General features: G+C 72.4%; 17 protein-coding genes. 11 read left to right on the top strand and 6 right to left on the bottom strand.

Annotated elements, in window-relative coordinates; all coding sequences use genetic code 11:
* The first annotated feature begins 107 nt into the window (after positions 1-107).
* The 9 genes from AB0J72_RS31015 to AB0J72_RS30975 all read left to right on the top strand — a co-directional run bounded on the left by AB0J72_RS31015 (position 108) and on the right by AB0J72_RS30975 (position 11,637).
* Positions 108-1,730, top strand: a complete 1,623-nt coding sequence (locus AB0J72_RS31015; RefSeq protein ID WP_363404712.1) for an ABC transporter substrate-binding protein — start codon at positions 108-110, stop codon at positions 1,728-1,730.
* A gap of 11 nt (positions 1,731-1,741) precedes the next feature.
* A complete protein-coding gene (locus tag AB0J72_RS31010) occupies positions 1,742-2,662 on the top strand; it encodes an ABC transporter permease (protein ID WP_363404710.1) in 921 nt (306 codons plus the stop codon).
* 5 nt (positions 2,663-2,667) lie between these two features.
* The gene (locus AB0J72_RS31005) at positions 2,668-3,525 is read left to right on the top strand and encodes an ABC transporter permease (RefSeq protein ID WP_363404708.1); all 858 of its coding nucleotides are present in this window, start codon (positions 2,668-2,670) and stop codon (positions 3,523-3,525) included.
* Between the two features lies 1 nt (position 3,526).
* Complete coding sequence (locus tag AB0J72_RS31000; protein WP_363404706.1) at positions 3,527-5,122, top strand: ABC transporter ATP-binding protein; 1,596 nt, start codon at positions 3,527-3,529, stop codon at positions 5,120-5,122.
* Between the two features lie 22 nt (positions 5,123-5,144).
* Positions 5,145-5,837 carry a GNAT family N-acetyltransferase gene (locus AB0J72_RS30995; RefSeq protein WP_363404705.1) on the top strand — a complete coding sequence of 231 codons (693 nt, stop codon included), beginning with the start codon at positions 5,145-5,147 and terminating at the stop codon, positions 5,835-5,837.
* Positions 5,837-6,658, top strand: a complete 822-nt coding sequence (locus tag AB0J72_RS30990) for an LLM class flavin-dependent oxidoreductase (RefSeq protein ID WP_363404704.1) — start codon at positions 5,837-5,839, stop codon at positions 6,656-6,658. Before AB0J72_RS30995 ends, AB0J72_RS30990 begins: the two co-directional genes overlap by 1 nt.
* Positions 6,655-7,944, top strand: coding sequence for an LLM class flavin-dependent oxidoreductase (locus AB0J72_RS30985; protein ID WP_363404703.1), 1,290 nt, complete (start codon positions 6,655-6,657; stop codon positions 7,942-7,944). The genes AB0J72_RS30990 and AB0J72_RS30985 overlap by 4 nt, the downstream gene beginning before the upstream one ends.
* Before the next feature lie 57 nt (positions 7,945-8,001).
* Complete coding sequence (locus AB0J72_RS30980; protein WP_360565698.1) at positions 8,002-9,078, top strand: LacI family DNA-binding transcriptional regulator; 1,077 nt, start codon at positions 8,002-8,004, stop codon at positions 9,076-9,078.
* A 114-nt stretch (positions 9,079-9,192) separates the two neighbouring features.
* Positions 9,193-11,637 carry a glycoside hydrolase family 2 protein gene (locus AB0J72_RS30975; protein ID WP_363404701.1) on the top strand — a complete coding sequence of 815 codons (2,445 nt, stop codon included), beginning with the start codon at positions 9,193-9,195 and terminating at the stop codon, positions 11,635-11,637.
* Here AB0J72_RS30975 and AB0J72_RS30970 read toward each other — a convergent pair.
* Together AB0J72_RS30970 and AB0J72_RS30965 are read right to left on the bottom strand one after the other, a co-directional pair.
* Positions 11,627-12,784 (bottom strand): DUF6596 domain-containing protein, encoded by a 1,158-nt coding sequence (locus tag AB0J72_RS30970; RefSeq protein ID WP_363404838.1) that lies wholly within the window; start codon positions 12,782-12,784, stop codon positions 11,627-11,629. The two genes, AB0J72_RS30975 and AB0J72_RS30970, sit on opposite strands and share 11 nt — an antisense overlap.
* A 41-nt stretch (positions 12,785-12,825) precedes the next feature.
* A complete protein-coding gene (locus tag AB0J72_RS30965) occupies positions 12,826-13,182 on the bottom strand; it encodes a YciI family protein (RefSeq protein ID WP_344504096.1) in 357 nt (118 codons plus the stop codon).
* Between the two features lie 175 nt (positions 13,183-13,357).
* On the opposite strand from AB0J72_RS30965, the gene AB0J72_RS30960 reads away from it, so the two are divergent.
* Both AB0J72_RS30960 and AB0J72_RS30955 read left to right on the top strand, forming a co-directional pair.
* Entirely contained in the window at positions 13,358-13,750 is a 393-nt protein-coding gene (locus AB0J72_RS30960; protein ID WP_363404699.1) for a hypothetical protein, read from the top strand.
* Entirely contained in the window at positions 13,747-14,625 is an 879-nt protein-coding gene (locus AB0J72_RS30955) for a hypothetical protein (RefSeq protein WP_363404697.1), read from the top strand. The genes AB0J72_RS30960 and AB0J72_RS30955 overlap by 4 nt, the downstream gene beginning before the upstream one ends.
* Before the next feature lie 191 nt (positions 14,626-14,816).
* Here AB0J72_RS30955 and AB0J72_RS30950 read toward each other — a convergent pair whose 3' ends face one another.
* The 4 genes from AB0J72_RS30950 to mmsA all read right to left on the bottom strand — a co-directional run bounded on the left by AB0J72_RS30950 (position 14,817) and on the right by mmsA (position 20,138).
* Positions 14,817-15,998, bottom strand: a complete 1,182-nt coding sequence (locus AB0J72_RS30950) for an ROK family protein (protein ID WP_363404695.1) — start codon at positions 15,996-15,998, stop codon at positions 14,817-14,819.
* Positions 15,999-16,106: 108 nt separating this feature from the next.
* A complete protein-coding gene (locus tag AB0J72_RS30945; protein ID WP_363404693.1) occupies positions 16,107-17,219 on the bottom strand; it encodes a sugar-binding protein in 1,113 nt (370 codons plus the stop codon).
* Between the two features lie 55 nt (positions 17,220-17,274).
* Positions 17,275-18,573 (bottom strand): multiple monosaccharide ABC transporter permease, encoded by a 1,299-nt coding sequence (gene mmsB / locus AB0J72_RS30940; RefSeq protein WP_363404691.1) that lies wholly within the window; start codon positions 18,571-18,573, stop codon positions 17,275-17,277.
* Positions 18,570-20,138, bottom strand: a complete 1,569-nt coding sequence (gene mmsA, locus AB0J72_RS30935; RefSeq protein ID WP_363404689.1) for a multiple monosaccharide ABC transporter ATP-binding protein — start codon at positions 20,136-20,138, stop codon at positions 18,570-18,572. Before mmsA ends, mmsB begins: the two co-directional genes overlap by 4 nt.
* Positions 20,139-20,430 lie beyond the last annotated feature (292 nt).

Below are 20,430 nucleotides of genomic sequence, written 5' to 3'. Positions count from 1 at the left end.
CACTGCTGCACTGACCCGACGAGAGGCCGCTGACCCACCCGCGGTGCCGGCCCGTCGCTTCGTCGCGCACGTCGAACCCGTCGCGAACCCCCCATTGAGGATGTCCCATGCGTAGATTCCTTGCGTCCCTTGCCGTCGCGGCCTTACTGCTCGGTGGCTGCGACGGCACCGCCGGGGACCCCGCCGCCGAGGCCACCGGCGCGCCCGTCCAGGGCGGCAAGCTCACCTGGGCGATCGAGACCGAGCCCGTCACCTTCAACCCGCACCAGTATGCCCAGGCCAAGGCCCGCCTGCTGGTGTGGAACAGCTTCGAGGCGCTGCTCACCCACGACGACAAGGGCGGCTACCTGCCGTGGCTGGCGACCTCGTGGGAGGCGTCCGCCGACGGGCTCACCTACACGTTCAAGCTGCGCGACGGCGTCACGTTCCACGACGGCGAGAAGTTCGACGCGGCCGCGGTCAAGGCGAACCTCGACCAGCTCCTCGTGCCCGGCTACGCCCCGAGCGTCGCCGCGACCCAGCTGAAGCACTTCAAGGACGCCGAGGTCGTCGACGGCAGGACGCTCGCCGTCCACCTCAAGCAGCCCGACGTGCTCATCCTCGACTTCTTCGCCTCCCCGCAGGGCGCGCAGGTGTCGCCGAAGTCGCTGAAGAGCCCCGACCTGAAGGCCGGCGGCCCGTCCGTCGTCGGCACCGGGCCGTTCGTCCTCGACCGCTACACCAAGGGCCAGGAGGTCCACTACACGAAGAACCCGGCCTACGCGTGGGCGCCCGCCAACGCCGGCCATCAGGGACCCGCGTACCTCGACGAGGTCACCTACCGGTTCCTCAAGGAGTCCAGCGTCCGCGTCGGCGCCCTCACCTCCGGCCAGGTCGACGTCATCGAGGGCGTACCCGCCACGGAACAGGAACTGGTCAAGAGCGACCCGAACCTGCGCTTCGCCAAGCAGCTCAACAGCGGCACGGCGTACAACCTCTACTTCAACCTGACCCGCGCACCGTTCGACGACATCCGGGTCCGGCAGGCGTTCCGCGACGCGGTCGACGTCGACGCCGTCCTGCAGGGCGTCTACCGCGGCACCGCGACCCGGGCCTGGAGCCTGCTCAGCCCGTCCAGCCCGTTCTACGAGCCGGCGGTGGAGAAGACGTACGGCAACGACCCCGCGAAGGCCAACCGCCTGCTCGACGAGGCCGGCTGGGGCACCAGGGACGGCGAGGGCTTCCGCACCAGGGACGGCAGGCGGCTCACCGCGCGGATCGTGCTGTCGGCGCCGTTCGTGCGGGACAAGCGCGACATCCTCGCCCAGGCCGTGCAGGCCGCGGTGAAGCAGAGCGCGGGCATCGACCTGCAGGTCAAGGTCGTCGACCAGGGCACCGCCGCCGACGCGATCGCCAAGGGCGAGTTCGAGGTCTTCGACAACTCCCGCGCCGACACCGACGCCGGCGCCGCGATCGGCCTGATCGTGCCGAAGGGCGCCCCGATCAACCGGCACGGCTACGTCGACCCGGAGCTGGAGAAGCTGATCGGCGAGGCGGCGGCGACCAGCGACACGGCCCTGCGCAAGGCGGCCTACTCCACCGTCCAGAAGACCCTCAACGACAAGGCCGTGCTGCTGCCCCTGTACGCGCCGGCGGACCAGGTGGCCGCGCAGCGGAACGTCGGCGGGGTGGGCTTCGAGCCGACGGCCGGCGTACCGGGCAGCGCCTACAACGTGTGGATCGGCAAGTAGCGATGCCGCCGATGCTGAAGCCGGTCCTGCGGCGGCTCGGCAGCGGGGCGGTGGTCCTCTGGGCCGCCGCCTCCGCGGCCTACCTCGCGCTGCGCCTGGCCCCGGGCGACACCGTCGACACCCTCGTCGGCGACGGCCCCGACACGCCGCAGATCCGCGCCCAGATCGCCCGCGACCTCGGCCTCGACCGGCCGGCGGTGGTGCAGTACCTCGGCTACCTGTGGCGGCTCCTGCACGGCGACCTCGGCCGCTCGTACGTGCTGCAACGGCCGGTCGCCGACGTCATCGGCAGCCAGGTCTGGCCCACGGTCAAGCTCACGCTGCTCGCCACCGCGTTCAGCGCCGTCATCGCGGTCGGCCTCGCGATCGTCACGACCGGCCGGGCCCGGTGGCTGCGCGGCCTCGTCTCCGGCCTCGAGCTGTCCATCGTGTCCGCGCCCGGCTTCCTCATCGGCATCCTGCTGCTGAGCGTGTTCTCCTTCCAGCTCGGCTGGTTCCCCGTCTCCGGCGACCGGGACGCGTCCGCGCTGGTCCTGCCGGCCGTGTCGCTCGCGCTGCCGATCGGTGGGCTGCTCAGCCAGGTCATCCGCGAAGGCCTCGAACGCGCGCTGGAGGAGCCGTTCGCGGTGACCGCCCGCGCCCGCGGCCTGACCCGGCTCGCCCTGCTGTGGCGGCACGCCCTGCGGCACGCGCTGCTGCCCGCGGTGACGCTCGCCGGGACGCTGATCGGCTTCCTGCTCAGCGCCGCCGTCGTCGTCGAGCGGGTCTTCGGCCGGCCCGGTCTCGGCGAGGTCGCCACCGAGGCCGTCAGCAACAAGGACATCCCCGTGGTCCTCGCCGTCGTCATGCTCGCCGCCGCCATCTACGTGGTGCTCAGCACCGTCGCGGACCTGGCGTACCTGCTCATCGACCCGCGCCTGCGGAAAGGCTGACCGTCATGTCGATCGCCCTGCCCGCCGTCCCCGCCGTCGAGAGCCCGCGCGGCCGGTCCCCGCGGTGGGCGCCCGGCGCGGTGGCCGCCGGCGTCGTGCTGCTGCTCGTCGCCGTCGCGGCCGTCGCGCCGAGGCTCATCACCGGCGCCGACCCCCTGGCGGCGGACCCGTTCCACGCGCTGGAGCCGCCGGGCGGGGCGCACTGGTTCGGCACCGACCAGCTCGGGCGCGACGTCTTCACCCGGGTCGTGCACGGCGCCCGCTACTCGCTGAGCATCGGCATCGTGTCGACGCTGCTGTCGGTGCTCGCCGGCGGGATCGCCGGGCTGCTCGCCGGGCTGGCGCCGCGCGCCGTCGACGAGGTGCTCAGCCGCGCGCTGGACGTGCTGTCCGCGTTTCCGGAGGTGCTGCTCGCGCTGCTGTTCATCGCGTTCACCGAGCCGGGCACCCCGAGCCTCGTCATGGCCATCGCCCTGGCGTTCGCGCCACGGTACGGCCGCATCGTCCGCGCCCAGACGCTGCTGGTCCGGCGGTCGGGCTACGTGGAGCAGGCCGTCACGTTCGGCCTGTCCCGGGCCCGTCTCGTGGGGCGGCACGTGCTGCCCAACGCCCTCGGGCCGCTGCCGGTCATCGCCACCATCGGCCTGGGCACCGCGATCGTCAACGCGTCCGCGCTGTCGTTCCTCGGCATGGGCCCGCAGCCACCGTCGCCGGAGTGGGGCGCGATGCTCGCCGAGAGCCGCAACTACCTGCGGGTCGCGTGGTGGGCGGCGATCCTGCCCGGCGCCACCCTCACGATCACCGTCATCTCGCTGACCGCCGTGGGCCGCCGGCTCCAGCGCCGCTTCGAAGGGAGGCGCTGACATGGCGCCGCTGGTCACCGTGGCCGATCTGCGGGTCACGTTCCCCGGGCACGGCGCGGGGCCCGTGCAGGCCGTGCGCGGCGTCAGCTTCACCGTCGAGCGGGGCGAGTGTGTCGCGATCGTCGGCGAGAGCGGCTCCGGCAAGAGCGTCACCGCGCGCAGTCTCGTCGGCCTCGCCGGGCCCGGTGCCGAGGTGCGGGCGTCCACATTGGACGTCGGCGGGCGCGACACGACCCGGTTCACCGACCGGGACTGGCGCCGGCTGCGCGGCCGGGTCGCCGGGCTCGTGCTGCAGGACGCGCTCGTCTCGCTCGACCCGCTCAACACCGTCGGCCAGGAGATCGGCGAGGTGCTGCGCACCCACGGCGTCGGCACCGCCGCCACCCGCGACGCGCGGATCACCGCGTTGCTCGACGCGGTGCACGTGCCGGAGCCCGCGGCCCGCGCGAAGCAGTACCCGCACCAGCTGTCCGGCGGGCTGCGCCAGCGCGCGCTGATCGCCTCGGCGATCGCCGCCGACCCGCCGCTGCTCATCGCCGACGAGCCGACCACGGCGCTGGACGTCACCGTGCAGGCGCAGCTGCTGCGGCTGCTCGCGGAGCGCCGCGCGGCCGGCTCGACGCTGCTGCTCGTCAGCCACGACCTCGCCGTCGTCGCCGGCATCGCCGACCGGGTCCTCGTCATGCGCGACGGCGTCATCGTCGAGCAGGGCCCGACCGCACGGATCCTGACCGCACCCGAGCACGACTACACCCGCATGCTCCTCGCCGCCGTGCCGACCGCCGCCTCGCGCGGGCACCGGCTGTCCTCGGCCGCCCGCGAGCCGCTGGCGCCGGCGGCGGTCGAGCCGGACCGGGTCGTGCTGCGCGCCGCGGGGCTGCACAAGCACTACGGCGCCCGGCACGCCGTCGACGACGTCAGCTTCACGCTCGCCCGCGGCGAGATCCTCGGCGTCGTCGGCGAGTCCGGCTCCGGCAAGACCACCGTGGCGCGGATCGCGCTCGGGCTCCTGCAGCCCGACGGCGGCACCGTGCACCTGGGCGACCGACCCTGGACGGGGGTGCCCGAGCGGCGCCGCCGGCCCGACCGCCGCCGGCTGCAGGTCGTCTCGCAGGACCCGCTCAGCTCGTTCGATCCGCGGTACACCGTGGAGAAACTCATCGCGGAGCCTCTCGGGCTGCGTGGCGCGGCCCGCCGGGACCGGGTCGTGGAGCTGCTGGAGCGGGTCGGCCTGAGCGCCGCGCACCTGGGCCGCCACCCGAGGGCCCTGTCCGGCGGGCAGCGGCAGCGGGTCGCGATCGCCCGCGCCGTCGGTCCCCGCCCCGACGTCCTCGTCTGCGACGAGCCCGTGTCGGCGCTCGACGTGTCGGTCCAGGCGCAGGTCCTCGACCTGCTCGCGGACCTGCGCGCCGCCGACGGCACGGCACTGCTGTTCATCTCCCATGACCTCGGCGTCATCCACCACCTGGCCGACCGCGTGCTCGTCATGCACGACGGCCGCGTCGTCGAGCACGGCCCGGTCGAGGACGTCTTCGCCCGGCCCGACCATGCCTACACCCGGACCCTGCTCGCCGCGCTGCCGGCACTGGCCAGCTGACCGCTCTCCACCAGGGACAACCATGCATATTCTGGACAACCCAGCCTGGGCCGCGCTCACCGGCCCGCACGCCCGCTTCGCCGAGCGCAGCGGCGACGCCATCCGCTACCAGACTGACGTCACCCCCTTCATCACCGTCGCGCCCGGCTCCGGCCCGGACGTCTGGGACGACGTGGCCGCGCTCGCCGGCGCCGGCGAGGTCGTCACGATCACCGGCACGACGCCGCCCCCGCCGGCGCACTGGGAGGTCGTCCTCGAGGCCGGCGGCGTGCAGCTGACCGACGTCGCCCTCGAGGCGCGGTCCGACCCGGAGGCCACCGTCCTGACCGCCGCCGACGTGCCCGAGATCCTCGACCTCGTCGAACGGACCCAGCCGGGGCCGTTCCGGCAGCGCACGATCGAGCTCGGCACGTACCTCGGCATCCGCCGCGACGGGAAGCTGATCGCGCTCGCCGGGGAGCGCCTGCACCCGCCCGGCTGGACCGAGATCTCCGCCGTCTGCACCGACCCCGCGCACCGCGGGCAGGGCCTCGCGACCCGGCTCGTGCGGGCCGTCGCGCACGGCATCCGCGACCGCGGCGAGCAGCCGTTCCTGCATGCCGCGGCGACGAACACCGGCGCGATCCGCCTGTACGAGTCGATCGGCTTCCAGCTGCGCCGCCGCACCACGTTCCGGGCGGTGCGGGTCCCGTCGCTCGTGGGAGGGCCAGCCTGATGCTCTACGCCACCGAGGTCGAGGCGCCTTCGCTCGCCGGCCTGGAGCGGGCCGTGCTCGACGCCGAGCGGACCGGCTACGCGTTCGTGACGTTCCCCGACGCGCCACGGCGCACGGGTGTCGAGGCCGGGGTCCTGGCCGCCTACCTGGCGCGGCGCACCACCCGGATCGGGCTGGCGCCGACGCTGCACGTCACCACCACCGAGCCGTTCCACCTCGCCACCCAGCTCGCCAGCCTCGACCACGCGTCGCTGGGGCGGGCCGGCTGGGTCGTCGGCGCCACCACGGCACCGCCGGACCTCGCCACCGTCGGCCGCCTTCACGCCGACGCCGGCGAGGCCGCCGACGTCGTCGAGGTCGCCCGGCGGCTGTGGGACTCGTGGGAGGACGACGCGGTCATCCGGGACGTGCCGACCGGCCGGTTCCTCGACTCGCGCAAGGTCCACCACGTCGACTTCGAAGGGTCCGGGTTCTCCGTGACCGGGCCGCTCATCACGCCCCGCCCGCCGCAGGGGCAGGTCGTCGTCATCGGCGCCGCCTCGATCGCGGCGGAGCTGGACGTCGCGCTGGTGCGGGGCTCCGGAGTCGCGGACATCGCCGAGCGCGCCGCCGCGGCCCGCGCGACCGGGACGCCGCTGGTCTTCGCCGACGTGCCCGCCGGCTTCGACGCCGCCGCGCTGGAGGGCGTGGTCGACGGGGTGCACTTCCACGGCGGTACACCACCCGTCATCGCCGCAGGCGCGCACGGCGCGACCCTGCGGGAGACGCTCGGCCTCCCCCGCCCCACGAACCGCTACGCCGTCGCGAGGAGCACCGCATGACCCAGCTGCATCTCGGCGTCTTCTTCACGGGCGTCGGGCCCAACCTGCTGTGGACCGAGCCGGACTTCGCCGAGCACACCCACATCGACACGTTCGTCGACGTCGTGCGGACCCTCGAACGCGGCCTGTTCGACGCGTTCTTCCTCGGCGAGGGCCTGCGGGTGCGGGAGAACCGCGGCACCGTGTACGACCTCGACGTCGCCGGACGGCCCGACGCGATCACCCAGCTGGCCGCGCTGGCCGCGGAGACGACCCACATCGGGCTGGTCGCCACGCAGAACACCACCTACAACTACCCGGCGGACCTGGCCCGGCGGCTGGCCTCGCTCGACGCCGTCTCCGGCGGCCGGGCCGGCTGGAACATCGTCACCACCGACAACGCGTGGACCGGCGCGAACTTCCGGCACGGCGGCTGGCTGCCGCACGAGCGCCGCTACGAGCGGGCGACCGGGTTCGTCGAGACGGCGAAGGCGTTGTGGCGCCACGAGCACGTCATCCGCGACACCGACCTCGTCACGCTCGACGCGACCGGCGCGGTCCCGCCGAGCCCGCAGGGGCGGCCGGTGCTCTTCCAGGCCGGCGACTCCGACGGCGGCCGCGAGCTCGCCGCCCGCCACGCCGACGTGGTCTTCTCCGCCCACACCGACTACGACCAGGCCGCCGCCTACGCCACGGACCTGCGGGCGCGGCTCGCCCGGCACGGCCGGTCCGCGGACTCCCTGCGGATCCTGCCCGGCGCGTCGGTCGTGCTCGGCGACACCGCCGGCGAGGCGCGGGAGCGGGCCCACTGGATCACCCGGGAACAGACCACCGGACCGCGCGCGATCGCGTTCCTGGAGCAGTACTGGGGCAAGGACCTCTCCGGCTACGACCCCGACGGTCCGCTGCCGGACATCGACCCGGCCGACGGCGAGCTGGACCCGTCCCGCGGCACCATCCCGATCGAGCTGCGCACCGGCAAGCTGCAACGGATCGCCGGGTGGCGCGCCCTCGCGGCGGAGCGCGGGCTGTCGATCCGGGACCTGGTGATCGAGGTGACGCCGCGGCACAACACGTTCGTCGGCACGCCCGGTCAGGTCGCCGACGAGTGGACCCGCTACGTGCGGGACCGCGTCGTCGACGGGTTCAACCTGCTGCCACAGCTGCTGCCGGGCACCGTCGAGGACATCGTGGACCGACTCGTGCCACAGTTGCAGGAGCGCGGCGTGTACCGCACGGCGTACGAGGGCACCACGCTGCGTTCCCACCTGGGCCTGCCGGAGCTTGCGGTGCCGCCGCCGGTGTGACCGCCCTGTGGGGATGTACCCTCACGGACAGTGCAGGGCGAGCAGGCGGGAGCACAGGTGGCCGCAGCAGCGAAGGACACCGGCGGCGAGGCGGCCGGGCAGGCGCGGGTCACGATCCGCCAGGTCGCCGTCCACGCCGGGGTGTCCGAGGCGGCCGTGTCCTACGCGCTCAACAACCGGCCCGGCGTCTCGGAGCAGACCCGGGCGCGGGTGCTCGCCGCCGCCCGGGACCTCGGCTGGGCGCCCAACATCGCCGCCCGCTCGCTGGGCACCGCCCGCGCCAACGCGGTCGGGCTGGTCCTCGTCCGGCCGCCGCGGGTGATGATCGTCGACTCCTGGTTCACGCAGATGCTCAGCGGCGTCGAGGCCGAGCTCAACCGCAACGACATCGCGCTGGTGCTGCACCTCGTCGACCGGATCGAGGACACCATCGACGTGTACCGCAAGTGGTGGGCGGGCCGGCACGTCGACGGCGTCATCCTGACCGACCTGCGCAAGGACGACCCGCGGCTCGACGCGCTCGTCGAGATCGGCCTGCCCGCCGCGGTGATCGGCGGCAAGCCCGGGCTCGACGGGTGCAGCACCGTCGACGCCGACACGGCGGGCACCGCCCGCGCCATCGTCGGCTACCTGCGGGCCCTCGGGCACCGCACGATCGCCCGCGTCGCCGGCACCGAGGAGCTCTTCCACACCGGCCAGCGCGACGCCGCGTACCTGGCGGCGCTCGCCGACTCCGGGCTCGACACCGACCGGTACCGGGTCGTCTACACCAACTACAGCGCCGTCGACGGCATGCGGGCGATGCGCGAGCTGATGAGCGGCGCGGAGCCGCCGACCGCCGTCGTGTTCGACAACGACGTGATGGCCGCCGCGTCGCTGAAGGTGGCGCACGAGATGGGCCTGTCCGTGCCGGAGGACGTGTCGGTCGTCGCCTGGGACGACTCCGACCTGTGCCAGATCACGGTCCCGGCGATCACCGCCGTGCAGCAGACCCCCGCGGAGCAGGCGGAGCTCGCCGCCCGCGCCCTGCTCACGACCATCAACGGCGGCGGCATCAGCCACGTCACGCTGCCCCCGGGCACCCTCACCGCCCGCCAGTCGACCCGGCCGCTGCGCCCCGGCCGCACCGCCTGACCGTTCGCAACCGGTTCAGCGCGCTACTGTTGACACTCCTTACACCACCAACTTAAGGTCATGCTTCGCGTACTTATCCGGTTCAGTCCGGCAGTGACCACGGGAGCACACCACATGCTTGTCCTGCGTCCCCTCCACTCGGGATGGACCCTGCGCGCACCCTCCATCGACGGCCCCGTGCCGGCGACCGTGCCGGGCTGCGTGCACACGGACCTGCTCGCCGCCGGGCTGATCCCCGACCCGTACCTGGACGCGAACGAGCTGGACCTGGCGTGGATCGGCCGGTCGTCGTGGGTGTACTCGACGTCGTTCGACGCCGCCGCGGAGGCCGACCAGGCCGACCGGGTCGACCGGGTCGACCTGGTCGCCGACGGCCTGGACACGGTGGCGACGGTGACGCTCAACGGGGTGCGGCTGGGCCGGACGGCGAACATGCACCGCGGCTACCGGTTCGACGTGCGCTCGCTGCTGCGACCCGTCGGCAACGTGCTCGAGGTGCACTTCGACTCGGCGTACGAGTACGCGCTGGGCGTCCGTGACGCGCTGGGCGCCCGCCCCAACGCGTATGACGAGCCATTCCAGTACATCCGCAAAATGGCCTCGAACTTCGGCTGGGACTGGGGTCCGACCCTCGTCACCGCCGGCATCTGGCAGGCCATCGGCCTGCAGTCCTGGTCGGTGGCCCGGCTGTCGTCGGTGCGGCCCGTCGTGAGCGTCGACGGCGCCGCCGGCGTGCTCGACGTGCACGTGAGCGTCGAGCGCGCCGCCGACGACCCGCTGACCGTGACCGCCTCGGTCGCCGGCGTCACCGCGACCGCGACCGTCCCGGCCGGGGCCACCGAGGCGTCGGTGCGGGTGCGGGTGCCGGACGTGCGGCTGTGGTGGCCCCGCGGCTACGGTGACCCCGCGCGGTACGACCTGTCGGTGACCCTGTCCGCCGGCGCGGATCCGCTCGACGCGTGGGAGCGCCGCATCGGCTTCCGCACCGTGGAGCTGGACACCGCCGCCGACGCCGACGGGACGGCGTTCACCCTGGTCGTCAACGGGGTGCCGGTGTTCGTGCGGGGCGTGAACTGGATTCCCGACGACGCGTTCGTCACCCGCGTCGACCGGGCCCGCTACGAGGCACGGTTCACCCAGGCCGTCGACGCCGGGGTGAACTACCTGCGGGTGTGGGGCGGCGGCCGGTACGAGAGCGAGGACTTCTACGACCTCGCCGACTCCCTCGGGCTGCTCGTCGGGCAGGACTTCCTGTTCGCGTGCGCCGCCTACCCCGAGGAGGAGCCCCTGGCGTCGGAGGTCGCCGCGGAGGCGCGCGAGCAGGTGGTCCGCCTGATGCCGCACCCGAGCCTGGTCATGTGGGTCGGCAACAACGAGAACATCTGGGGCTGGCACGACTGGGACTGGCAGGCCGCGCTGGACGGCCGCACCTGGGGCGAGGGCTACTACCTGGACGTGCTGCCGGGGATCGTGCGCGAGCTGGACCCGTCCCGCCCGTACTGGCCGGGCAGCCCCTACTCCGGGACCCCGGACGTGCACCCGAACGACCCCGCGCACGGCACCACCCACATCTGGGACGTGTGGAACACCCACGACTACCGGCACTACGGCACCTACCGGCCGCGGTTCGTGGCCGAGTTCGGGTTCCAGGCGCCGCCGTCCTACGCCACCCTCCGCCGCGCCGTGTCCGACGACCCGCTGACCCCGACCTCGCCGGGTGTCCTGCACCACCAGAAGGCCGCCGACGGCAACGGCAAGCTCGCCCGCGGCCTCACCGGCCACTTCCCCGTGCCCTCGGACCTCGCCTTCCCGGACTTCGACGACTGGCACTGGGCGACGCAGCTCAACCAGGCCCGCGCCATCACGTTCGGGATCGAACACTTCCGCTCGCTGCGCCCCCTGTGCATGGGCACGATCCTGTGGCAGCTCAACGACAACTGGCCCGTCACGTCGTGGTCCGCCGTGGACGGCGACGGCCGCCGCAAGCCGCTCTGGTTCGCATTGCGGCGGGTGTACGCCGACCGCCTCCTCACCTTCCAGCCGCGCGACGGCGCACCAGCGCTGGTCGCCGTCAACGACTCGGCGCTGCCCTGGCAGGCCCAGCTGGACGTGCAGCGGGTCTCCTTCACCGGCGACATCAGGGCGAAGACGACGGTCACGCTGGACGTGCCGGCGTTCGGGTCGGTGACCCTGCCGCTGCCCGCGGACGTGGTCACGCCGGACTCGCCGTCGGCGGAGCTCATCACCGCCGACCGGGCGGTGTGGTTCTTCGCCGAGGACGTCGACCTGGCCTACCCGGCCGCCTCGGTCGACGTGACCGTCCGGCCGTTCGACGGCGGCGCCGACGTGGAGATCACCGCCCGCACGCTCGTGCGCGACCTGACCCTGTTCGCCGACCGTCTCTCCCCCTCTGCGACGGTCGACGACCAGCTCGTGACGCTGCTGCCGGGCGCCTCGGTGACCCTGCGCGTCACCGGCTCCGGCCTGCCCGCACCGGACGCCCCCGCCTGGCGCACCGCCCCCGTCCTGCGCACCGCGAACGACCTCGTCACGGGGTGAGCGATGCGAGGCGGGCCGCGAGGAAGGCGCGCTCGACGTCGTTGCCGGTGAGGGCCAGGGCTTCCGCGTACGCCTCGGCGGCCTCGGGCAGGCGGCCGAGGCGCCGGAGGAAGTCGGCGCGGGCCGCGCTGAGGTACGCGTACGTCGACAGCGACGGCGAGTCGAGCAGCGGGGCGAGCGCGGACAGCCCCGCCGCGGGCCCGTCGCGCAGGCCGACGGCGACCGCGCGGTTCAGCGCGACGACCGGCGACGGCCAGAGGCGCAGGAGGACGTCGTACAGCGCGACGATCTCCTGCCAGTCGGTCGCCTCCCACGAGGGCGCCTCGGCGTGGACGGCGGCGATCGCGGCCTCGACGGCGTAGCGGGTCGGGGGGCTGCGGCGCAGCGCGAAGGTCAGCAGGTCGGTGCCCTCGCGGATCTGGCGGGCGTCCCAGCGGGTGCGGTCCTGCTCGGACAGCAGGAGCAGCCGGCCGCCGGAGTCGCGGGTGGCCCGGCGGGCGTCGATCAGCAGCATCAGCGCCAGCAGAGCGGCGACCGAGGCGTCGCCCGGCACCAGCAGCCGCAGCACCCGGGCCAGGCCGATCGCGGCGTCGACCAGGTCCTGCCGGACCAGCTGCTCGCCGACGGGCGCGGTGTGGCCGGTGGTGAAGACGAGGTGGACGACCTCGAGCACGGCACCGACCCGCACGGGCAGCTCGTCCGGCGACGGCACCCGGAACGGGATGCGGGCGGCGCTGATCTTCCGCTTGGCGCGGGTCACCCGGGCGGCCATCGTCGCCTCCGGCACGAGGAACGCCCGCGCCACCTCCGCGGTCGTCAGCCCGCAGACGAGCCGCAGCGTCAGCGCGACCTGCGCCTCCCGCGACAGCGCAGGGTGGCAGCAGATGAAGATGAGCTCGAGCCGGCCGTCGGGCGCGGGCTCCCCAGCCTCGGGCACCGGCACCAGCAGCGGCAGCGCGCGGCGCAGGGCCGACTCGCGGCGCAGCGCGTCGAGGGCGCGGTTGCGGGCGACGGTCGTCAGCCACGCGCCGGGGCGGGCCGGGACGCCGTCGGCGGGCCAGGTGCGCAGGGCCTGCGCGTACGCCTCCTGGACACACTCCTCGGCGAGGTCGAGGTCGCGGGTGACCCGCACCGTCGCGGCGAGCACCCGGGCCCACTCGCGACGGTGCGCGTCCGCGACGGCCTCGCTCACCCGTGGTCCACGATCGGCCGGATCTCGACGCCGCCGTGGCCGGAGGCGAGCTCCGGCAGCAGCGCCGCCAGGGAGATCGCCGCGTCGAGGTCGGCGGCCTCGATGACGTAGAAGCCGCCGAGCGCCTCCTTCGCCTCCAGGAACGGCCCGTCGGTCGTCAGCAGCCCCTCGCCGTCGTTGCCGCGCAGCGTCGTCGCCGTCGAGGACGACTCCAGCTCGTGCCCGGCGAGGACGCGGGCCCCGCCGGTGGCGGCGAACGCCCGGTGCCCTTCGTCCTTGGCCCGCAGCTCCTGCGGGGTCTCGGCGTCCCAGCGCTGCTCGTCGCCGTAGATGAGAATCAGGTACTTCGCCACGTGCTGTCCTTTCCAAGCGGCCGTTTTACCTGTACGACGATGCGGGCGGCACCGAAATCGACAGGCGACCCCAGGGAATTCAGCGGCGTCCCGCCCGGCACGCATCCCGGTCGCCCGCGACGTGCCCCTCGCCGGCGGGTCATCGCAGTAGACCTTGCGCCGGTACAGTGCGCGCGTGTCCTTCCAACGCTACCTGTGGACGCTGGTCGCCGTCGCGGTCATCGCGGCCTACGGCATCGCGTCCGGCCGTGAGTCCGACGCGGCCGACGCGCCGTCGGCGGCGGCGCTCGCCGCGTTCCTCGGCTGCCCGCCGGCGGAGCCGAAGCACGCCACCGGGACGCGGGAGACCGTCGCCTGCCAGGAGGGCGGCTTCGACGTCACGGTGGCGACGTTCGACGACAACGCCCAGCGCGACGCCTGGGTCGAGTCGGAGCGGTTGACCGTGATCGCCAGCGGCTTCGCGGGCCTGCCGGCGGCGCTGGTCGCCGGTGACCGGTGGGCGGTCACGACCGGCGACGTGCCCGCGGCGGACCGGCTCCACTCGGTGGCGGGCGGGTGGCGGGTATGACGCAGGACGTCGCGGCGGTCCGGCCGCCGTTCCGGCTCGCCGCGGGCGGCGCGGGCGCGCGGGTCGAGTGGGCCACGTGGGGCCTGCTCGCGGTGGCGGGGGTCTTCGCCGCCGTGGCCGCGGACGACCTGGCGTACGTGCTGCGGGTCCGCGCCGCGCTCCCCTCGCCCGACCTGCACGTCCTGGTGGCCGGTCAGGGGCTCGGCACGGCCCAGATGGTGCTGTTCTTCGTCCTGCTCGCCGCCGTCTACGGCTGGTTCCTGCTGGGCGCCGTCACCGTGCGAGGGCTCGGCGAGGAGCCCGCCACGGTCCTGCGCACCGTCACGCTGACGGTGTTCCAGGTCGGCGCCGCGGCCACCCTCGTGGCCGGGGCGACGCTGCCCCACGCGGATCTGCTGGCCGCGCACGGCTTCGAGGTGCGCCTGCGGTGGATGATCCCGATCCTGGTGGCCCGGCTGGCGCTGGTCGTGCTGCTCGGCGTCGCCGTGTTCGGGGTCCGCCGCCGGGTGTACGCCGCACTGCTGCGCTCGCGGCTGGCGCCGCGGCAGAGCCGGCCGCAGGAGCGGGCGAGCCTGCTCGAGGTGTCGAAGCGCGCCGTCCCCGTCGTGCCGCCGCTGCCCGTCGCGGGCGACGCGTGGTGGTCGGAGGTGGCCGATCAGGTGGCCGCGGCGGGCACCGCGCTGCCGCTGCTGGAGCGGTCCGGCGAGGAGCGCCGCTGGCACCGGGTCAGCCCCGGCGAGGACCTGACGGCGCTGCGCGAGTCGCTGCCGCCCGGCGCCAGGCTCACCCTCTTCGCCACCGAACCGGCGGACCCGGACGCCACCGGCACCGACGACTTCGACGATCCCGACGCATTGACCGCGGTGGTCCGTTAAGTTCCCTGCTCCTGTACCCGGCTCCTGCTCCCGGGCCCGCTGGGCGTCAGCCGCGGAGGCGGCTTCCGGAGGCCGGCTCCGGCGGCTTCCGGAGCTCAGGTCTCGGCGGCTTCCGGAGGTCAGGTGTCGGCGGTTTCCGGAGCTCAGGTCTCGGCGGCTTCCGGAGGTCAGGTGTCGGCGGCTTCCGGAGGTCAGGTGTCGGCGGTTTCCAGGGGGTCGGCGAGGAGGCGTTCGAAGGCGAGCTCGGCCGCGCCGACCAGCGGGGCGTCGTCCCCGAGCAGCGGCGTCCGCAGCCGTACGTGCTCCCGGCAGGCCGGCAGCGCCATCGTCGAGAGGCGGCTCCGGACGTGGGCGGCGCCCGTCAGGTACAGCTCCCGCAGCGCGCCGCCGAAGACGACCGCCGTCGGGTTGAAGACGTTGACCAGGTTGGCGACCCCGAAGCCGAGCCAGTCCGCGGCCTGGCGCACCGCGGCGCGCGCGGGCGGGTCGCCGCGCCGGGCCGCCTCGACGGCCGCGAGGACGCCGGCGCGGTCCAGCGGCACGTGCCGGGCGATCTCGGTCTCCCAGCAGCCCCGCGAGCCGCAGCCGCAGTCGCGGCCCTGCGGGTTGACGACCATGTGGCCGACCTCGCCGCCGTGACCGCCGTGGCCGGTGACGCGCCGCCCGCCGGCGATGATCCCGGCGCTGATGCCGGCGTCGCCGTGCAGGTATACGACGTTGTCGAGGCCGGCGGCGGCGCCCCGGGTGTGCTCGGCGAGCGCGGCGAGGTCGGCCACGTTGCCGACGAGCGGCTCCCTGTCCAGTCCCAGCTCCGACCACCCGTCGAGGTCGGACCCGAGCCGCGCCCCGGCGGGCAGCATGCGGACGGTGCCGTCGGCGTGGCGCATCATGCGGGACACCGCGATGCCGCTGCCGACGAAGACGGCGCCGCCGGGACCTGACGCGGACACCGTGCGCTGCATGTCGCGGACGAACCCGGCGAGCGTCGCGACGGTGTCGCGGACCGCCGTGCCGTGCGGGCGGGGCAGTTCTCGGCTGTCGAGGACCTTGCCGCCGAGCCCGACCCGCGCCGCGCGCAGCCGGTCGACCTCGATGCTCATCGCGTAGCCGTACACCCACGACGACCTCGGCCGCACGACCAGCGACGGCCGACCGGCCCGGCCGGTCTCCTGCGGCATGCCCTCGTCGATGAGCCCGGCGCCGGCGAGGTCCGCGGTGAGGGCGCCGATGGTGCTGCGGTTGAGACCGAGCTGGTTGGTCAGCTCGGCGCGGGACGTGTCGCCGCTGACGTGCACGTATCGCAGCAGCGCGCCCAGGTTCTGGCGGCGGACCGAGTCCTGGGTCGGGGTGCTTCGCTGGGGGCTCGTGGACACGGATCGCTCCCTTCGCTCCCTTGAGCGGCCGTGGGCCCCCGGAACCGTGTTCCGGGGGCCCACGACGGTGAGTTGCCTCGTACTACTTGATCGCTGTGTCGCTCTGAATTACTTGGTGAGCGGGGACAGCTTCGGGTCGTTGGCGTACGCCTCAGCGGCGTTGGCCTTCGTCACGATCACCGGCGGGAGCAGGTAGGACGGGACGACCTTGACGCCGTTGTTGTAGGACTTGGTGTCGTTGATGGTCGGCTCGTTACCGGCCTGCAGCGCCTTGACCATGTTGATGGTCTCGGCGACCAGCTTGCGGGTGTCCTTGTTGATCGTGGAGTACTGCTCGCCAGCCATGATCGACTTGACCGACTCGACCTCGGAGTCCTGGCCGGTGACGACCGGGATCGGCTTGTTGGCGGCCTTCACCGAGGTGATGATCGCGCGGGCCAGGGTGTCGTTCGGGGAGAGCACACCGTCGAGGGTCTTGCCGGCGGTGTAGGTCGAGGTCAGCAGGGAGTCCATGCGCTGCTGCGCACCCTCGGCCTTCCAGCCCTGGATCGCGGTCTGCTTGACGTCCTTCTGGCCGGAGCCGACGATGACGTCACCCTTGTCGATGAGCGGCTTGAGCACGTCCATCGCGCCGTTGAAGAACACACCGGCGTTGTTGTCGTCCGGCGAGCCGGAGAACAGCTCGACGGTCCACGGGCCGGTCGCCTTCTTGGCCTTCATGCCGTCCAGCAGGGCCTGGCCCTGGAGCTGGCCGACCTTGAAGTTGTCGAACGCGATGTAGTAGTCCAGGTCCGGCGTCTGGGTGATGAGCCGGTCGTAGGCGATGACCTTGGCGCCCGCGTCCTTGGCCGCCTTGACCTGGGTCGAGAGCTGCGCCGCGTCGGTGGCGCCGATGACGATGACCTTCGCGCCCTTGGTGACCATGGCGGAGATCTGCGCCTGCTGGTCCGCGACCGTGGTCGAGGCACCGGCGTACTGCACGTCGGACTTGAAGCCGGCGTCCTTGAGGCCGTTGGTGAACAGGTCACCGGCGAGCACCCAGTTCTCCGACGTCTTCGACGGCAGCGCGACACCGATCAGCGAGTCGGCGGCGAAGCCCTTGGCGGCAGCACCGCTCGGGCTGCTGCTGCCCTCGCGCTCCGAGTCGCCACAGGCGGCGGTGCCGAGTGCGAGCAGAGCGACCGCGCTGACGGCGAGGCTCCTGGTGAGGAACTTGCGCATGTTCTGGATTGCCTTTCTTCGGATGGAGGTGCGGGTGTTGGGGCGGGACAGGGCGTCAGCCGGCCACCGGGGTCTTGGCGGCCTCTTGTCCGGTTCCGGCTGGTGCGGACGGACCTCCGGTTGACTCCCGGCGGAAGGGTTTGCTCAACGATCCGATGATCGAGAAGCGACCCTGGCTCTTGTTGTAGACGTCGAACGCGACGGCGGCGAGCAGGAACAGACCCTTGATGATCTGGGTCTTGTCGGCGCCGGTGCCGAGCAGCTGGAGGCCGTTGGTGAGGAAGGCCATGACCAGACCGCCGACGATCGAGCCGCTGATGGTGCCGAGGCCGCCGGAGACCGCCGCGCCGCCGATGAAGACGGCCGCGATGGCGTCCAGCTCCCAGCTGAGGCCGTCCTGCGGGCCGGAGGCACCGGAACGGGCCACGAAGATCATGCCGGCCAGAGCGGCGAGGACCGACATGTTGAACATGACGAAGAAGTTGACCCGCTTGAGCTTCACGCCCGACAGCTCCGCGGCGCGGGAGTTGCCGCCCACCGCGTAGATGTAGCGGCCGCCGGCCGTGTTGCGGGTGTAGAAGGAGTACCAGAGGATCAGGACCGCCAGGATGATGCCGGAGATCGGGAAGCTGGTGCCCACCCGGCCGCCGGCGAAGCGCAGCGTGGCGAAGATGATCACGCCGAGCATGACCGCCAGGCGGATGGCCGACACCCAGACCGGGGTCGGGTCCGCGTTCATCGCGAAGCGCACCTGCCGGGCCCGGTACTCCCGGTAGACCACGGCGAGGCAGGCGGCCAGGCCGAGCAGCAATGTCAGGTTGTTGTACCCGGTGTCGGGCCCGACCTCGGGCAGGTAGCCCGCGCCGATCTCCTTGAAGGCCGCCGGCACCGGCACCGAGTCGGCGTTGCCGATGTACTGGTTGCCGCCGCGGAACAGCAGCATGCCGGCGAGCGTGACGATGAAGGCCGGCACGCCGATGTAGGCGACCCAGAAGCCGTGCCACGCCCCGACGATCGCGCCGACGCCGAGGCCGAAGAGGATCGCCGCCCACCAGGGCAGGTCCCACTCCTTCATGACCTTCGCCACGATGATGCCGACGAAGGCGGCGACCGACCCGACGGACAGGTCGATGTGACCGGCCACGATGACCATCAGCATGCCGATGGCCAGGATCAGGATGTACGAGCCCTGGAGGACGACGTTGATCAGGTTGCCGGACGTGAGGGTCAGGCCGTCGGTCTTGAACTGGAAGAACAGGATGGTCGCCAGGAGCGCGAAGATCATCCCGAACTGCCGGGCGTTGGAGGTCGAGCCTCCGAAGAGGTTCTTCTGCAGGTCTTTGAATCGGCTCATGACGTCGGCATCTTCTTCATGGTCGGCGCGGTCTTCGCGGAGGTCATCTGCTTCATGAGGAGTTCCGGGTTGGCGTCGCGGCGTTCGATGTTGCCGGTGATGGTGCCCTCGAACACGGTGTAGATGCGGTCGCACAGGCCGATCAGCTCGGGCAGCTCGGACGAGATGACGATGACGCCCTTACCCTGGTCGGCGAGCTGCTGGATGATCCCGTAGATCTCGTACTTGGCGCCCACGTCGATGCCGCGGGTCGGCTCGTCGAGGATCAGCAGGTCCGGGTCGGTGAACATCCACTTCGCCAGGACGACCTTCTGCTGGTTGCCGCCGGAGAGCTTGGTGACGCCCTCGTCGACCGTCGGGGTCTTGACCCGCAGGCTCTTGCGGTATGCCTCGGCGGCGGAGTGCTCCTTGATCGGGTCGAGCACGCCGTTGCGGGAGATCTTCGACAGCTTGGCCGCGACCATCGACGTCTTGATGTCGTCGAGGAGGTTGAGCCCGACCGCCTTGCGGTCCTCACTGACATACGCAAGGCCCGCCTTGATGGCCTCGGAGACCGACTTGAGCTCGATCTCCTTGCCGTCCTTGAAGATGTGCCCCGACAGCCAGGTCCCATAGGACCGGCCGAAGATGCTCATCGCGAGCTCCGTGCGGCCGGCACCCATCAGGCCGGCGAAGCCGACGATCTCGCCGCGCCGGACGTTGAAGGCCGAGTTCTTGCACACGAGGCGCTCGGCGGAGATCGGGTGCCGGACCGTCCAGTCGCGGACCTCGAAGAACACCTCGCCGATCTTCGGCGTGTGGTCGGGGAAGCGGCTGTTGAGGTCGCGACCCACCATGCCCCGCACGATCCGGTCCTCGTTGACCCCGTCGCCCTTGACGTCGAGGCTCTCGATGGTCTTGCCGTCGCGCAGGATCGTGATGGTGTCGGCGATCGCCTCGATCTCGTTGAGCTTGTGCGAGATCATGATCGAGGTGATCCCCCGCTCCTTGAACCCTTTGAGCAGGTCCAGCAGGTGCTGGGAGTCGTTCTGGTTGAGCGCGGCGGTCGGCTCGTCGAGGATCAGCAGCCGCACCTCCTTGGCGAACGCCTTCGCGATCTCCACGAGCTGCTGCTTGCCGACGCCGATGTCCTTGATGAGGGTGTCGGGGTCTTCCTTGAGGCCGACCAGGGCCATCAGCTCGTAGGCCTTCTTGTTGGCGGCCTGCCAGTCGATCGCACCGAACTTCTTCGGCTCGTTGCCCAGGAACAGGTTCTCGGTGATCGACATGCCCGGGACGAGGGCGAGCTCCTGGTGGATGATCACGATGCCGGCGTGCTCGCTGGACCGGATGTCCGGGAAGCGGACCTGGTTGCCCTGGTAGAAGATGTCGCCGTCGTAGGACCCATACGGGTAGACACCGCTGAGCACCTTCATCAGAGTGGACTTGCCGGCGCCGTTCTCGCCGCAGATGGCGTGGATCTCGCCGGACCGGACCACCAGGTTGACGTCGGACAACGCCTTGACGCCGGGGAACTCCTTGGTGATCGACCGCATCTCCAGCAAGACCGGAGCGCTGCTCGTCATGTTGCCTCCGGGGGAACGCCAGTTGGCACATTTGTTGTGGCGACCAACTTATTTCAGATCGCAGACTTTGCAAAGCCGCCAGCTGGACTGGTTGGTAACAATCCGGTAATGACGCTGCCTCGCGAGGCACGGTCTCGTGTCTGGGCGGTGAGCTGCGTGTGTCCGAGCGTAAATCAAATTGTTTTACAAAGTCAACGTCCTGGGAGAGGATGTGATGAGCAACGGGTGCGAAGGCGGTAACGGGTGCGACAGGTAGGGACCAACCTCCCTAAAGTAGGGCAATACAACCGGG

The organism is Dactylosporangium sp. NPDC049742 (genome assembly GCF_040674675.1).
Classification (GTDB): Bacteria; Actinomycetota; Actinomycetes; order Mycobacteriales; family Micromonosporaceae; genus Dactylosporangium; species Dactylosporangium maewongense.
Note: the sequence above shows the minus strand (reverse complement) of the source record. Positions and strands in the feature narration are given on the sequence as shown.